General features: G+C 43.7%; 12 protein-coding genes. 7 read left to right on the top strand and 5 right to left on the bottom strand.

Translation table 11 applies throughout. The annotated features are described in order from the left end of the window. Positions 1-3: 3 nt before the first annotated feature. Genes DP114_RS01135 through DP114_RS01125 form a run of 3 tightly spaced genes read right to left on the bottom strand, consistent with a single transcriptional unit; the run spans position 4 to position 1684 of the window. Complete coding sequence (locus DP114_RS01135; RefSeq protein WP_246163000.1) at positions 4-384, bottom strand: anti-sigma regulatory factor; 381 nt, start codon at positions 382-384, stop codon at positions 4-6. 4 nt (positions 385-388) lie between these two features. Further along, the gene (locus tag DP114_RS01130; RefSeq protein ID WP_171975228.1) at positions 389-784 is read right to left on the bottom strand and encodes an STAS domain-containing protein; all 396 of its coding nucleotides are present in this window, start codon (positions 782-784) and stop codon (positions 389-391) included. A 33-nt stretch (positions 785-817) separates the two neighbouring features. Further along, the gene (locus tag DP114_RS01125) at positions 818-1684 is read right to left on the bottom strand and encodes an STAS domain-containing protein (RefSeq protein ID WP_171975227.1); all 867 of its coding nucleotides are present in this window, start codon (positions 1682-1684) and stop codon (positions 818-820) included. Between the two features lie 754 nt (positions 1685-2438). On the opposite strand from DP114_RS01125, the gene DP114_RS01120 reads away from it, so the two are divergent. From DP114_RS01120 to glgA, 5 genes are all read left to right on the top strand, one after another. After that, on the top strand, positions 2439-3953 hold the full coding sequence (locus DP114_RS01120; RefSeq protein ID WP_171975226.1) for a S10 family peptidase: 1515 nt from the start codon (positions 2439-2441) through the stop codon (positions 3951-3953). A gap of 355 nt (positions 3954-4308) precedes the next feature. Next, complete coding sequence (locus tag DP114_RS01115) at positions 4309-4905, top strand: beta-class carbonic anhydrase (RefSeq protein WP_171975225.1); 597 nt, start codon at positions 4309-4311, stop codon at positions 4903-4905. Between the two features lie 440 nt (positions 4906-5345). Next, positions 5346-6875: a glycosyltransferase gene (locus DP114_RS01110; RefSeq protein ID WP_171975224.1), complete on the top strand. Its 1530-nt coding sequence runs from the start codon at positions 5346-5348 to the stop codon at positions 6873-6875. Between the two features lie 222 nt (positions 6876-7097). Next, positions 7098-8069, top strand: a complete 972-nt coding sequence (hemC, locus tag DP114_RS01105) for a hydroxymethylbilane synthase (protein WP_169268416.1) — start codon at positions 7098-7100, stop codon at positions 8067-8069. Between the two features lie 266 nt (positions 8070-8335). Then, the gene (gene glgA / locus DP114_RS01100) at positions 8336-9784 is read left to right on the top strand and encodes a glycogen synthase GlgA (protein ID WP_171975223.1); all 1449 of its coding nucleotides are present in this window, start codon (positions 8336-8338) and stop codon (positions 9782-9784) included. Between the two features lie 163 nt (positions 9785-9947). Here the strand turns inward: glgA and DP114_RS01095 are convergent, their stop codons facing one another. Continuing rightward, entirely contained in the window at positions 9948-10304 is a 357-nt protein-coding gene (locus DP114_RS01095; protein WP_211178735.1) for a hypothetical protein, read from the bottom strand. A 76-nt stretch (positions 10305-10380) separates the two neighbouring features. Next, the gene (locus DP114_RS01090) at positions 10381-13329 is read right to left on the bottom strand and encodes a HEAT repeat domain-containing protein (protein ID WP_211178736.1); all 2949 of its coding nucleotides are present in this window, start codon (positions 13327-13329) and stop codon (positions 10381-10383) included. A 135-nt stretch (positions 13330-13464) separates the two neighbouring features. Between DP114_RS01090 and DP114_RS34250 the strand changes: the two genes are divergently transcribed. Continuing rightward, complete coding sequence (locus DP114_RS34250; protein WP_169268419.1) at positions 13465-13641, top strand: hypothetical protein; 177 nt, start codon at positions 13465-13467, stop codon at positions 13639-13641. 339 nt (positions 13642-13980) lie between these two features. Then, a complete protein-coding gene (locus DP114_RS01085; RefSeq protein ID WP_169268420.1) occupies positions 13981-14253 on the top strand; it encodes a hypothetical protein in 273 nt (90 codons plus the stop codon). Positions 14254-14421: the final 168 nt, after the last annotated feature.

Genomic DNA, 14421 nt, shown 5'->3' with positions numbered 1-14421 from the left:
TAGTTATGTCCACTTTCTAATTGTGACGCGGGTACCCTCACCAACACAGGAGACAATATCAAATTCGTTTACCAGTCGCTTTGTACCGCCCAGCCCCATACCCAGTCCACTACCTGTGGTGTAACCGTCTTTGAGTGCCAAGTCAATATCTGGTATTCCTGGTCCCGAATCCTCAAAAACAAGCTGCAGACCCTTACGCATCCCATATTCAAGTGCTTCTAGTCTAACAGTTCCACCGCCTCCGTAGTCCAATGTGTTACGGGCTAGCTCGCTGGCTGCTGTGACAATTTTTGTCTGATCGACCAAGCTAAACCCCAGTTTGACAGCAAACTGCCGCACCTTCTGACGAACCAAAACCATATCTTGTGAGGATTGGATACCCATGGTTTCACATCCGTGCATATCCATCTGCGTTTCCTCCAGCAGTCGCCTTCAACGATTCTCGTAGAAGTGCCATGCCCTTTTCAACATTTAAGGCGGTACGAATACCTGTCAAGGAAAGTCCCAGTTCTACTAAAGTGATGGCAACTGCTGGCTGCATTCCGACAACAACGGTTTGAGCATCAAGAACTTGGGACATTTTAGCAATGTTCCCCAGGATTCTGCCGATAAAAGAATCCACAATATCCAAGGACGAAATATCAATCAGCACGCCACGAGCCTGAGTTTCAGTAATATGATTTGTTAAGTCATCTTGCAAAGATTTCGCCAACTGATCATGCATATCAACTTGAATCGTTACCACAAGAAATTCGCCCATTTTAAGTATTGGAATGCGTTCCATAAAATCTCTTAATTTTTATTTACCGAGTTTGGGCTAAGCCCGAGTTTCGGGACGGCTGATTGTTACCCCAATGCGTTTTAGAGCCAGCAGGAAAGCATCTGCCATACTTGCCTTTGTCACCACATCTGCCAAATCCACACCCAAGTAAACAATCGTTTGAGCAATCTGGGGACGGATTCCACTGATAATGCACTCTGCACCCATTAACCGAGCTGCGGTGACTGTCTTCAATAAGTGCTGGGCTGTAAGTGTATCCACTGTTGGTACTCCGGTAATATCGATGATGGCAACTTCTGAACTTGTCTCTACTATCTTCTGCAATAGAGATTCCATCATCACCTGAGTGCGTGTACTGTCTAAAGTTCCAATAATCGGCAGAGCTAAAATACCGTCCCACAGCTTAACAACAGGAGTTGAAAGTTCCAACAATTCTTCCTGCTGACGGACGATGACTTCCTCACGCGTCTTTTGGTAACCTTCTATAGTTAACAGTCCGAGCTGATCTATAAGAGTGGTGGCAAGCCAAGTGTCTTGAACCAGGGCGTTTGCATCTTCAATGTGTTCCTGACGCAAACAAGTAAATAGAGGTTGTTTAAACGAAAAAATAAATATAGCCGTTTCCGATGGTGTAAAACCCTTTTGCGAACGACTTCGAGAAATACTGGTTAGCATTTCTCGCACAGAGCGCCATTCAGACGATTGTACATTTGTCAAGTTGCCAAACTGTACCGCCTTTTTGAACAAACTGAGGAATTCCCCACACTCCTGTTTTAGTTCTGTCTCTTTGAGCAAACCTCTGCGAGTATTGTTAGCCATGAGCGTTTGAATCCAATCAGCTAACAAATCCGCTTCGTATTTTTCAATAACCTGTGAAATTTTACTTGCGTTGCTCAAGCCCATACCAATGATCCCTTCTACCCGAATGGCATTTAGCCAATAATTAATATGTATTATGTATTAACTGTCAATCGTTTCGGCTTACAGGTGCACTAGCTCGTTGAAATTCCGCGTAATTGCTGAGGTGAGGTAGTTCCTAAAGGCAAATATCTTCCATTTCATTATAAAGTTTGGCGGTAAGCACAAAATTCTTGAGTAGTAGTTAATTTTTGTGCAAGCAAGAATGCTATTCGCTCAAGGGCATCAGTTTTTATCAGTTTTCAGACTTCCTAACTTTTTTCCTAAGTATATGTACTTCCGAAATCAACAAAAGTCAATGGGATTCAAGACGTTTATAAGCTTACGTCTTTAGCTTCTCATTATATCTGCGTTCTCAAAACCGAATCACTGTAAGTCTTATATCATGTCCGTTCAAATAACCGTCATTGCGACTTAAGGGAAGCAATCCCAAAAACCTTGCGATTGCTGAGTCCCAAGGGGACACGCTGCGCGAACGTTTCACTTCGTTCCACTCGCAATGACATATTAAGGGTGATTTGCCGGACATCATATTATTTGTTTAAAACTATGTGTTTTGCGATCTGCTAGCAACTCAACAAAGGTTGTTTGCTGAGCCCATGGCTCGACAAATGCTCACTCGTTCACGTTACACAATAAAATGAGTTAAGCTTTATTACCTTTGCTCCAAAAATACCATTACCAGAAAAGGTTTTGCACTACTGCCAGTTTGCACTGCCCGTTACCGAACTACTAAAATATGCCTGAAACTCCTGACTCACCCGTAACCCGCAAGTCCAGTATCACTCAGCATACGCTATCACTTGGCGAGCAGCAGATCAGCTATACTGCGATCGCCGAATGGCAAACCCTGTTTGAGGATGAAAAACCTGTTGCCGAAATGTTTCATGTGGCTTATCTAGCCGATGTTAAAGAAGCATCGCAACGACCGCTAACTTTCGTCTTCAATGGTGGACCTGGAGCAGCTTCCGCTTATCTGCACATGGGAGCATTGGGTCCGAAGCGCGTTTATTTCGGAGCTAATGGTAGTCTGCCCAAACCTCCAGTTCGGGTGGTGGACAATGTCGAAAGTTGGCTTAGCTTTACGGATCTGGTCTTCATCGATCCAATTGGCACAGGTTTTAGCCGTGGTTTACCTCAAGACAAAGAGGACCGGGATAAACAGAGCGAGAAAACCAATACTCAGCAGGCAGATAAACCCAAAGAGATAGAATTCTGGGAAGTCGAGCGAGACTTGAAAGCACTGGGAGAATTCATCCAACGATTTCTCTCTGGTCATAAGCGATGGCTGTCCCCTATCTTTATTGCGGGAGAGAGTTACGGCGGCTTTCGAGTTGCCAGGTTAGCCAGCAAACTGCAACAGGAATTTGGCGTAGGTCTTTCCGGTGCTATTCTAATCTCTCCTGCTTTGGAGTTCAGTTTGCTGGAGGGTAGTGATTACAACCTCACAGCTTGGGCAACCCTGATTCCTTCCTTTGCGGCGGCTGCTGCTCATCACAATCGTGTCCAATGGGCAGGGGAACCTGGGGATTTACAAGCTCACATAGCAGCTGCAGAACGATTTGCCCGCGCAACACTGATCCCGCTTCTGGCAATGGGAGATACCGTGACATCCGATGAGCGCCAGATTGCCTATCAGCAGCTGGCAGGGTTGATTGGCTTGCCTGTGAAACTTGTTGAGAAACAAGCAGGAAGGGTCGGCATTGAAGTCTTTGCCAGGGAACTGCTGCGAGACGAAGAGCGGATTGTGGGACTGTACGACGCTTCGATTACGGCGATCGATCCTTTTCCCGATCGCGCGACTTATGAGGGCACTGATCCCACTCTTGATGGATTGGATCGCCTGTTTACGGGAGCTATCAACAGTCACTTGCGGGACACATTAGGCGTTGAAACCGACTTGTCTTACCGTCTGCTGAACTTAGAAACATTCAATGCTTGGAAATTCGATGTTAAAAGCGAGTTCCAGCAGGGCTTTCTAGGGTCGGTGTTTCTAGGGTCGGTGGACGACCTGCGCGTGGGGATGGCTTTAAACCCTTATATGCAAGTTTACATTGCTCATGGATTGTTTGATTTGGTTACTCATTATTTTGCCTCAAAGCATCTGGCGGATCTGATGAAATTAAATCCAGAAATTCGTCCCAATCTGAGTGTGAAATATTTTCAAGGTGGGCATATGTTCTACAGTTGGGATGAATCGCGCTGTTCATGGTTGGCTCAGATGAAAGCTTTCTACCAGAACGCGACAGTGTAACTTGAGTTTGAAAGGTATTAGGAATTTCCTTCATCACTGCAATGCTAGCCTGCGAAGTTAAATCATTACTATGCATCACTACCTGTTCTTTCTTTGGTTGAAATGTTGGGGGATTCCAGAGGAGATCTGATTGATTCTAAGGGGAGTTTGATTGAGGATGCCGACTTAACGGATTTGCTAACTCCACAATCTTATAACTCAGATTTTGTAATAAGTGATGCTGATTACATTGTAATGAATAGATAAGATAACTAAATGTTTTTACTTTCGTGAGTGCGTTCCTTGGTGTTTGACACTGGGGTTGTCGCCGCAATACACCGTCAGGGTTACACTCCTATCAATAAAATTTCAAGTAATGTTGCACCAAAAAGTTGACCAAGATTTATCAGACAGAAAAAACTGGGCACTACGGCGTCAGTTGGGAATTCCCAATAACAAACGCCTGTGGGTATTAGCTTGCATGGATGAGCGTTTACCAGTGGAGAAAGCCTTGGGAATTGGAGAAGGAGATGCTCATATTTTCCGTAATGCAGGAGGGGTAGTGACAGATGACGCGATTCGGTCTGCCATGTTAACAACGCACTTGTTTGGAACTAAAGAAATTATCGTCATCAACCATACTGAATGCGGCATGATGACTGCTTCTGGAGAGTTTATCAGTCATTTCTTAGAAAAAAAAGGAATTAATTTAGACCAGACATCCATTGATCCTGCTTTACCTGAATTAAAGCTATCTAAAGGTGTTTTTTCTAAATGGATTAAAACATTTGTTGACGTAGATGAAACTTGCGTCAAACAGGTAGAGTTGCTGCGACATTCTCCCTTGATTCCTGAGGATGTAGTAATTCATGGCTACATCTGGGAAGTGGAGACGATGAGGTTACGCTCTCCTCATTCGCGTCTGATTGAGAAAGTGAACACGGCTCAAGCAATGAGTGCCAAAGGTTTATAAGTAAATCGGCGCTTAAATTTATAAGTATTTAACCAAAACTCATCAACCTATTCACCTGTTGCCGCAATTCCTCTCACCACTGACCTGAGTACAGGTACAGTGGGAACCTCCTTGCGGCAACAGGTGATCCACTCTTCTGAGTTGAAAAATAGATTACCACATTTTTATATTAGTGGGATAGGTTCATGTTATTCGATATATGTGAATGAGTCCCAGTCATGATAAGTTGAAATATTAGGAAAATTTGCGAATCAACAAGGTCTACGCCAAAGGGAATTCATGAAAGCTCTTTGACCGACTTTTAGATTGCGCTCATGTACAGCCTCCCTGCCTGCGCTCTTCGGTCTTGGGAGATCTCAAATGGCTCGCCAATACTGTTGTGCTATTGTCTTCAGGCAGAAGTCGATAGGCGGAAATCAATTTGTATTAGGAAGTGGGCGATGCACATTGGATTTGTCAACCCTCAGGGTAACTTTGATTCAAGCAGTAGTTATATATCAGAACATCCAGATTTTGGTGGTCAGCTGATCTACGTCAAGCAAGTCGCTATAGCATTAGCTCAAAAGGGTCACAAAGTCGATATTCTCACCCGTCAAATCATTGACCCCCAGTGGCCAGAGTTTGCTGAACCTTTTGACACTTATCCAGGCGTCGATAACGTCCGTGTCATCCGCTTACCAGCAGGATCGAAAGAATTTGTGTCTAAAGAGTTTTTATGGCCTCATCTGGTAAGTGATTGGGTACCCAATATTCTGAAATTTTATGAAGAGGAAGGTGGGTTACCCGATGCTATGACTGCCCATTACGCTGATGGGGGACTGTGCGGCGTTCTGATTGAGGAGAAAACTAGTATACCTTTCACCTTTACAGGTCATTCTCTCGGTGCCCAAAAGATAGACAAACTTGAGGTCACTGCAGAGAATTTGGCGCAAATAGACGAGCAATTCCAGTTCAGATACCGCATAATAGCGGAACGCCTGAGCATGAATCGCTCGGCTATCAATATCACTAGTACACGACAGGAACGCTTTGAACAGTACTCTCACCGAGTCTATTGTGGTGCAGTGGACTTCAACAACGACAGTCGCTTTGCGGTGATTCCACCGGGAGCAGATTTCTCCATCTTTGGTGCTCAAGAGCGTTATGAAAACGAGGAAGGTATTTACCAACTGGTTCAGGAGCGATTGGCACGGGATATTGCAGAATCACGTCGGGATTTGCCCGCCATTTTGGCATCCAGTCGATTAGAACCTAAAAAAAACTTATTAGGGCTGGTGCAAGCCTTTGCAATGAGTCAAACACTTCAGGAACGAGCCAACTTGGTGCTCTTGACAGGGGGGCTGGACGATCCGCTGCGAGAGTTGACTAGCGATGAAGTAACCGAAGAGGTCTTAGCGCCCATCCGGAAAGTGGTCGAAGAAAACGACTTGTCGGGCAAAATTTGTGCATTTGGGTTGTCAGAAGGACAAGAAGCACTGGCTGCAACTTATCGGTTTATGGCTAAACGGCGCTCGGTGTTTGCATTGACTGCCCTTTATGAACCCTTTGGCTTGGCTCCCTTAGAAGCAGCGGCTGCGGGCTTACCATTAGTCGCAACTCAGAATGGTGGTCCTAGCGAGAGCCTGCGAGAGGGAGATACAGAATATGGCGTACTTGTTGACCCAGAAGACCCTGCTGATATTGCACGGGGTTTAGAGCGATTGCTATGCGATTCTAATGAGTGGGAGCATTTTGCCGTTGCAGGTCAGCAACGGGTACTCAAGACGTACACCTGGGAAACTACTGCCCAAAACTACCTGAACCAGATCGAGCAGATTGTGTCTTCACCACAGCCACGCGAGCAAGCTGAACTGCTGCCAATCCATCCCTACTTTCTTGATCCAGAACAGCAGACGGATGTTTCCTTGGAAGAATTGAGCAGTCTCTACTTTGAGTGTAACCAAAATTTGACGACTGCACCTGCCACCTGAGCAAAGGAGATTTCTAGCAGGAAGTTTCTAAACATCAGAGTAGGTGTTGGTTGTACGGGCACAACCTAACTGTGCCCTCAGCATATTGCTATAGAACTTAATAAAGATATGTAAACAGAACTGAGAATAATCGTGAACTCAAATCGGGCACAAAGCTGATAAGTCACCCACTGCGGTAGTCTAGATAAAGTGAATTTATCTCCCTGCTTGATATATTTCTTTATGACATCTGTTGTTTCCAGTTCTCCACGCACAATCCGTATTGGTACTCGCAAAAGCCAACTGGCTCTGATTCAAACTTATTGGGTACAAGAACAACTCAAGAAAAGCTTTCCTGATATCTCTTTTGATGTTCACACCATGTCCACTCAGGGTGACAAAATTCTGGATGTTGCTTTAGCTAAAATTGGCGATAAAGGATTATTTACCAAAGAACTTGAAGTAGGAATGGTGAACCAGGAGATTGATTTTGCTGTTCACTCTCTTAAAGATTTGCCGACTCGCTTACCAGAAGGGTTAGTTCTGGCAGCAATTACAGAACGAGAAAACCCAGCAGACGCTTTAGTTGTGCATGAAAAACACAAAGATAAGCAAATTGATACACTGCCAGAGGGTGCTGTTATCGGTACGTCCTCCCTACGACGCTTAGCACAGTTGCGGCATCATTTTCCTCACTTAACATTTAAAGATGTGCGGGGAAATTTAAACACACGTATGGCAAAACTAGATGCAGGTGAGTATGACGGGCTGATTTTGGCAGTTGCGGGTTTGGAACGATTGGGAATGGGCGATCGCATCCATCAAAGTCTACCAAAAGAAATTTCTCTGCACGCCGTTGGGCAAGGTGCTTTGGGAATTGAATGTCGTGGAGACGATAGCGAATTGCTCTCGATCCTCAAAGCTATTGAACATCCAGAAACACGCGATCGCTGTCTTGCTGAGCGAGCTTTTTTACGTGAACTTGAGGGCGGTTGTCAAGTTCCTATTGGTGTAAATACTGAAATCAATGGAGATAATTTGACTCTAACGGGTATAGTTGCAAGCGTAGATGGTCAAAAATTCGTCAAAGATACAGTCACAGGAAAAGCTCAAAATGCTGAACAGCTAGGTCAAGAACTCGCACAGCTACTGCGTCAACAAGGAGCACAAGAAATTTTGGATCAAATCTTCACTGAGATTCAACGGGGTTCGTGAAACAGTGAACAGTAAACAGTGAACAGTGAACAGTGAACAGTGAACAGTGAACAGTGAACAGTGAACAAGGGGTGGACTTTGTCCGTTTTCTACCTGATAACTGGTAACTGATAACTGGTAACTGATAACTGGTTGAGCTTTTCGGTGACCAGTATATGTGGTTAGATTGTAGGGTGGGCACTGCGCATCAACACTCTGTGTGTGGGGCATTAGCCTATTAGTCATGGAATTAGAACCTAGGCAGAATCGAGGGAACACACATTATCATGCGGATTTTATTTGTGGCTGCAGAAGCAGCTCCCATTGCGAAAGTTGGTGGAATGGGTGATGTTGTCGGAGCACTCCCCAAAATCTTGAGGGACATGGGGCATGATGTGCGGATCTTCTTGCCTTACTACGGTATGCTACCAGACAAAATGGAAATTCCCACCGAGCCAATTTGGTGGGGATCTGCCATGTTCCAAAGCTTTGCAGTTTACGAAACTGTTCTGCCTGGTACTGATGTTCCCTTGTACTTATTTGGACACCCGGCTTTTTCGCCTCGGCGAATTTACGGTGGAGAAGATGAAGATTGGCGGTTCACATTCTTCGCCAACGGGGCAGCGGAGTTTTGTTGGAATTATTGGAAACCGGAAATTGTCAACTGTCACGATTGGCACACAGGAATGATTCCTGTGTGGATGCATCAATCTCCTGATATCAGCACTGTTTTTACGATACACAACCTAGCATATCAAGGTCCGTGGCGTTGGTTTTTAGAGAAAACGACTTGGTGTCCTTGGTATATGCAAGGACACAACACAATGGCAGCGGCAGTACAGTTTGCAGATAAGGTGAATACTGTCTCCCCAACTTATGCCGAGCAAATCCAGACAGCCGCTTATGGTGAAACTTTAGAAGGGTTATTGTCTTTCATCAGCGGTAAGTTGTCGGGTATTATCAATGGTATTGATACAGAAGTTTACGACCCAGCCACCGATAAGTACATAGCCCAAACCTTTAGTGCTGATACTTTAGAGAAACGCAAAGCAAACAAAATTGCTTTGCAAGAAGAAGTAGGGTTAGAAGTGAACTCCAAGGCATTTTTTATTGGTATAGTCACGCGGTTGGTAGAACAAAAAGGCATCGATTTGATATTGAATATTCTGGATCGGTTCCTGGCGTACACAGATGCACAGTTTGTTTTGTTGGGAACGGGCGATCGCTACTACGAAACCCAAATGTGGCAACTCGCATCGCGCTACCCCGGACGCATGGCAACTTACTTACTTTATAATGATGCCTTGGCTCGTCGCATCTATGCGGGTACCGATGCTTTCCTCATGCCAAGTCGTTTTGAACCTTGCGGTATTAGCCAAATGATGGCTTTGCGTTACGGTTCAGTGCCAATTGTCCGTCGTACTGGGGGATTAGTTGATACTGTATTCCACCATGATCCAACGAACCATGCAGGTACTGGTTATTGCTTTGACCGTTATGAACCATTGGACCTGTTTACCTGTATGATACGGGCATGGGAAGGTTTCCGTTACAAGGATTACTGGGAACAGCTACAACAACGCGGTATGAGTCAAGACTTTAGTTGGCATCAATCTGCCAAGGAGTATGTGAACCTGTATCGGTCGATTTATGGCTTACCACCTCAGGAAGAAGAGCAACCACCACAGCAGGAAGAGGCGCAAGTTGATGAGCCAGTAGCTACTGGCAAGTCCTAAATGCACAACTTTCACGTCGCGCAACAAGCCATAGTATCGCTACTTAATACCATCAGTTACCCTGTTCGCTAAACGAGCATCAATTTGCATCAATTTTCGGCGACTGTAACTATATTTTTCCATTAGCCGTCAAAACTGCCTGGATTTGTAACCAGCAAGCTGGTTACTTCTGTTTCTGGGCAGTTTCCAACCACCTTTTACCCATTTCAATCCGGATACCCAACGGTGGACAAAGCATTTTAATTAATTCAATCCCTCCTGCTAAAATGACATCCCGAACGCGGGAATTAGTTTTCACTTCGTCATTAAACTTATTGACAAACGCTTGTTTTTCATATTCTGTTGTTGTCGGGTAATTTGTTTGCAGTTGTGCTAATAAATCTTGAATTTCCTTTGCAGCTTCGGCTGGGGTTTTCTCTGCAACATTTTTACCTATAACAGTACCTTGATTCTCTTCGATAATTTGCACTACTTCAGATTTTTCAAAGTTGTATTTAGATGCTTTGGATTTTTGTGACATTTGTTACCTCTTTTAAGAGGTCAACACGGATATAGATTCTCGACTTCGCACAAGTTGTCGGGAATCTGAATATTGGTTAGGTTTCAGTTGTTTTCTTACCGATGACATCACCTTCATTTATCTCTATAATTTGTACTATTTCGGAATTAATTATAGTTGTAGAGCTAGTAGGTGTTGATTTTGTTTCTTTTATTGGGGGTGAATGGAAAATTTCATGGTTGTAAAATTTGCAGCGTTCTTGAATTTTTAAAATTATATGGCTTGTGTCCTGAATGTCAGTTACCCACAGTTCAAGCATCTGAGACAAGTTTTGAGTTGTTTGGTGAACATCAGTTAACCATATTTCCCACATCTGGGGCAAGTTTTTCAATGTAGAAATATTCGCCAATGCTGTATGAATTCTCCAACGAATGTAGTATTCATCGTCAAATAAAGCAGATATTAGAGGTTCTATAGCCCCTTGATTGCCTATTTTCCCTAACACATCTGCGGTTTTACTTCGTTTGTTAAATTCTTTAGATTTTAAGAAAGGAATAAGAGCATCAATAGCTCTATCTTTTACTCTGTCGTTGCAGATTTTTCCTAGTTCTTCTATTGCAGCTTCACGAATATATGAACTTTGATTTTGTAGGCATTTAATTATAGCGCTTACAGCAGCGTCATAACCTTCTGCCTCCAATGTACAATCATAAGTCAAAGATATATGCCATGCTGCTTGGTTTACCTGATTTATAACATAACGCTCTGCATCTTCATCAATCCAATCACGATCCGGTTCTTCATTTTCATAATAGATATCTACGATATTAAGCACTGCTTCATCGATGCTGATGTAGTATTTCGATAAATCTAATGCATAAGCAGCACAGGAACGAATTTCAGATTCTTCATCTTGTAAAGCAGAAACGAGAGGATTTATTGCCTTAAGATCGCCAATCCACATGATGCAATTCTGTAATGCCCATACGGCTTGGCGACGAACCTCAAATTCTTCATCTTGTAAAGCAAAAATAAGAGCATCTACCACTTGTTGATTGTGGATATCTCCTAATTGACATGCGGCTAGACTACGAACTTTATAGTCTTTATGCTGTAAAGCCTGTATTAAAGCATTAATTGCTCTAACGCCACCGATATTTATTAATTCAAAGATAATACCGGAAGGAATAGATGAACTTTGATCGTATAATCTACGTTCTAAATATACAAAAGCAAATTGAGAACGAGTAATACCCAAAAGCTTAATCTTTACTAACTCCCTAACCCCCAACCCCAAAACCAACCCTACCGTCTTCTCCTGAAACTCCTCCTTCACCTCACCCGCTAACCGCGCACCCAACATCAAATCCACATCCAACGCTAACCGCACCACCCCCACAGCTAAAGCTTCATCCTCTACCAAAGCCAATGCGATCGCTATACTTTCCGTCCACTTAAGATAATTCAAATAATCGCGCTTTAACTTCGCATCGCTCAAGTTAGGTAACAACCTCAGCAAATATTCTGCCGCATAATATTCTTGAAAAAGCTGATGGTGAAATTGAATCAAAACTTGCTCTGATTCGGAAGCTTTACTCTCCAGCAAGCAATGTTTCAGCAAACCTTCTAACCATTCCTTCGCTTTTTGCGCGGGATACTCTACGCTACCTTTGAGAAAATCCTCTAAAATTGTTTCCGCTTGGCGACGAGAAATTAACAGTCGAAAATCTGTAGGGTTGGCTTGGGGATTTTCGGGTTGCATCATCACAAATGCTAGATGCTGCAATAATTCTGCTTTCCAACGTCGCAATCCTTCCGCAACGGGAACAGTTTCTTTTTCTTCTTTGAGCTTGTTAACTGTACTGTCAAACTGACGAAATAAATCTCCCCGACTTTTGGGAATTTCCCGTTTTTGAATAAATACATCGCACAGCATCTTCAATATCAACGGAGTTTCCCCCAACTCCCGCAGTCTATTTCCCAACTGCTGCAACATTTGCTCACCGTGTTCTGGGAGATACACAAGCACAAACTCTCGCATCTGTTCTTCTGTCAGGGGTTGCATTTCCAGTTGCTTGTCAATTCCTAAACTTCCCCCCACACCTAAATCCCGCGTGGTAAAAATCATTGGTGTTTCGGGGTAATCTTGACGGAATCGTGCTACTTTATCGCGTGCTTCATCGCAGGGTAATTCGTTCAACCCATCCATCAACAGCAATAATTCGTCGTCAATTAGTAAGTCTTCAATTTTATTAATATCAACGCGCTGCTTGTGCTTTCGCAAAAACTTGTAAATCAAAGTTTCTACCGAAGTATCCCAGTTGCGCAGTTCTACCAAAACCGGAATTTTTCGCTTTTCTCCCTGAATTGCTGCTTGTGCTTCTTCCCACAGCAACCGTTGTAAAGCTGTGGACTTTCCCAAACCAGGTTTACCTATCAATACTACATGGTTTTTAGCATATTTACGGATACCCTCCAACACGGGCAACCGCTCAAGTTTTTCCTGTTTTCCTTCACCTGGCGTTCCTTCTCGTTGTTTAGGTTGCCGTGTTTGCACCATCATATCCACGTCAAATACTTTACCCTCGGCATCGGTCAACGTATACATATTCGACCATTGCTGATACTTCTGGGCGATATTTTCTAGATATGTCTGGAACTGAGGATGAGGATATAGAGGCGATACTCCAGAGGATTTAGGCGATCGCCGAAGTTCCTCTCGAATTCCTTGCAGGAGTTCATCTATGCTTACCTCTAGATCTGGCCCTCCATCTTTACGAATCACTTCCAACAACGCACAAAGTGCAGGTTCACAAGCAGTCGTTTCGCTTAAGGTTACCAGTTCTCTCAACATATCTGTGATGAAAGTATCTACAGGTTGATTGAACAACAAGCGATTTAATACAGGTGTATCCATGCCTAGCGATAGCTTCGCTGCTGCGCTTTGCGCAGATCGCATTAAATATCCTCTACGCTGACTTTCGCTTTGCATAAGCGGTCTAAGCAGACGCAATAATTTTTGGATGATGTCGCTACTTATCGCCATTGCCCTAACTATATCGCCAAACGAGCATAAATTTCTGGTGCGTTGTTTCTCAGGTCATCTAACACAGCGATAACTTCGCTGCTTACTGTGCAGAGTAATATTTATGTAATAAATATAGCGCTCACGTTGTGCCAGTTGCGTAAGTCCTGGATTTGTCAGGCAGCAATCGAGTGGGATAAGCAGCAAAAAGACGAAAGCTATCAGGTGCATCGCGGGAGTCGATTAGAAGATGCGTTTGCATTATCCAAACAATCCAGATTTTTGAACCAACTTGAGGCAGATTACAGCACATTGCAGGTAAGTGAGGTATAATACCGAGGTCTAAAAGCTAGACATAAAGACCTTTTTACTTCTGATTCCTGAATTCTGCTGTATGTCAACGGTTGTGTAGAGTTGCGCGATCGCCAAGAAAAAGAAAAACAAGCTCGTCGTCGCGAACTTCGGACAGCTTGGAGCTAAGAAGTTGGGAATTTTAACTAGTTACCGTTGTACTTAGCGAGAGGATTCAGATCACTGACTTTTGAAAATGGTATAAATTACCCCTGGTATTTACATGCAAAAATTCCAGACAATAATTAATAAAGCGAGCTAAAAACAAGCTAATAAGAAATATAACGAAAAGACCGGCTGACTTCCGAATATATCAAAAATATGACATCAGATCAATTTATACGTAGAGTTTGTGTAACAACAGGTTTGTACAATGCTAGTCAGCTATTTGGGTATAGTACTGCATTACTCATTGCTTCACCTTTGTACAAGTTTGTGTTTGTTTTCTTCATTTTGGCGTTGACGCTTTGTCTGTGGTACAAGTGCCTAATTGATTATATGAATAACGACTCCACTCAAGGTGAGTACATATTTCGCTATTCCTTGCCAATAATCGCAATTTTAGGGGTGATGCTAGGTACATTTGTTTCTTGACACTCCCTGTGCTAAAGCCACAGGGATTCTTGGTTCAACGAGTCCACTTAGATTAGACCCCTTGCGGTATCTGATCCAGAGGTGGTTCTCTCCACGCCAGGTGCTACAACGGGGCGGCACGTTATGTTCCTCCGCTTCCCCCCAAAAGCTGCCTTGGGAACCCCCGCA

It is taken from the genome of Brasilonema sennae CENA114 (assembly GCF_006968745.1).
GTDB classification, from domain to species: Bacteria; Cyanobacteriota; Cyanobacteriia; order Cyanobacteriales; family Nostocaceae; genus Brasilonema; species Brasilonema sennae.
The sequence above is the reverse complement of the archived record's forward strand: the minus strand, read 5'-3'. Positions and strand labels throughout refer to the sequence as shown.

What these genes read in the sequence shown, in the direction of transcription:
- DP114_RS01135 (WP_246163000.1), bottom strand. Translation starts at nt 384, where the DNA reads ATGGGTATCCAATCCTCACAAGATATGGTTTTGGTTCGTCAGAAGGTG.
- DP114_RS01130 (WP_171975228.1), bottom strand. Translation starts at nt 784, where the DNA reads ATGGAACGCATTCCAATACTTAAAATGGGCGAATTTCTTGTGGTAACG.
- DP114_RS01125 (WP_171975227.1), bottom strand. Translation starts at nt 1,684, where the DNA reads ATGGGCTTGAGCAACGCAAGTAAAATTTCACAGGTTATTGAAAAATAC.
- DP114_RS01120 (WP_171975226.1), top strand. Translation starts at nt 2,439, where the DNA reads ATGCCTGAAACTCCTGACTCACCCGTAACCCGCAAGTCCAGTATCACT.
- DP114_RS01115 (WP_171975225.1), top strand. Translation starts at nt 4,309, where the DNA reads ATGTTGCACCAAAAAGTTGACCAAGATTTATCAGACAGAAAAAACTGG.
- DP114_RS01110 (WP_171975224.1), top strand. Translation starts at nt 5,346, where the DNA reads ATGCACATTGGATTTGTCAACCCTCAGGGTAACTTTGATTCAAGCAGT.
- hemC (WP_169268416.1), top strand. Translation starts at nt 7,098, where the DNA reads ATGACATCTGTTGTTTCCAGTTCTCCACGCACAATCCGTATTGGTACT.
- glgA (WP_171975223.1), top strand. Translation starts at nt 8,336, where the DNA reads ATGCGGATTTTATTTGTGGCTGCAGAAGCAGCTCCCATTGCGAAAGTT.
- DP114_RS01095 (WP_211178735.1), bottom strand. Translation starts at nt 10,304, where the DNA reads ATGTCACAAAAATCCAAAGCATCTAAATACAACTTTGAAAAATCTGAA.
- DP114_RS01090 (WP_211178736.1), bottom strand. Translation starts at nt 13,329, where the DNA reads ATGGCGATAAGTAGCGACATCATCCAAAAATTATTGCGTCTGCTTAGA.
- DP114_RS01085 (WP_169268420.1), top strand. Translation starts at nt 13,981, where the DNA reads ATGACATCAGATCAATTTATACGTAGAGTTTGTGTAACAACAGGTTTG.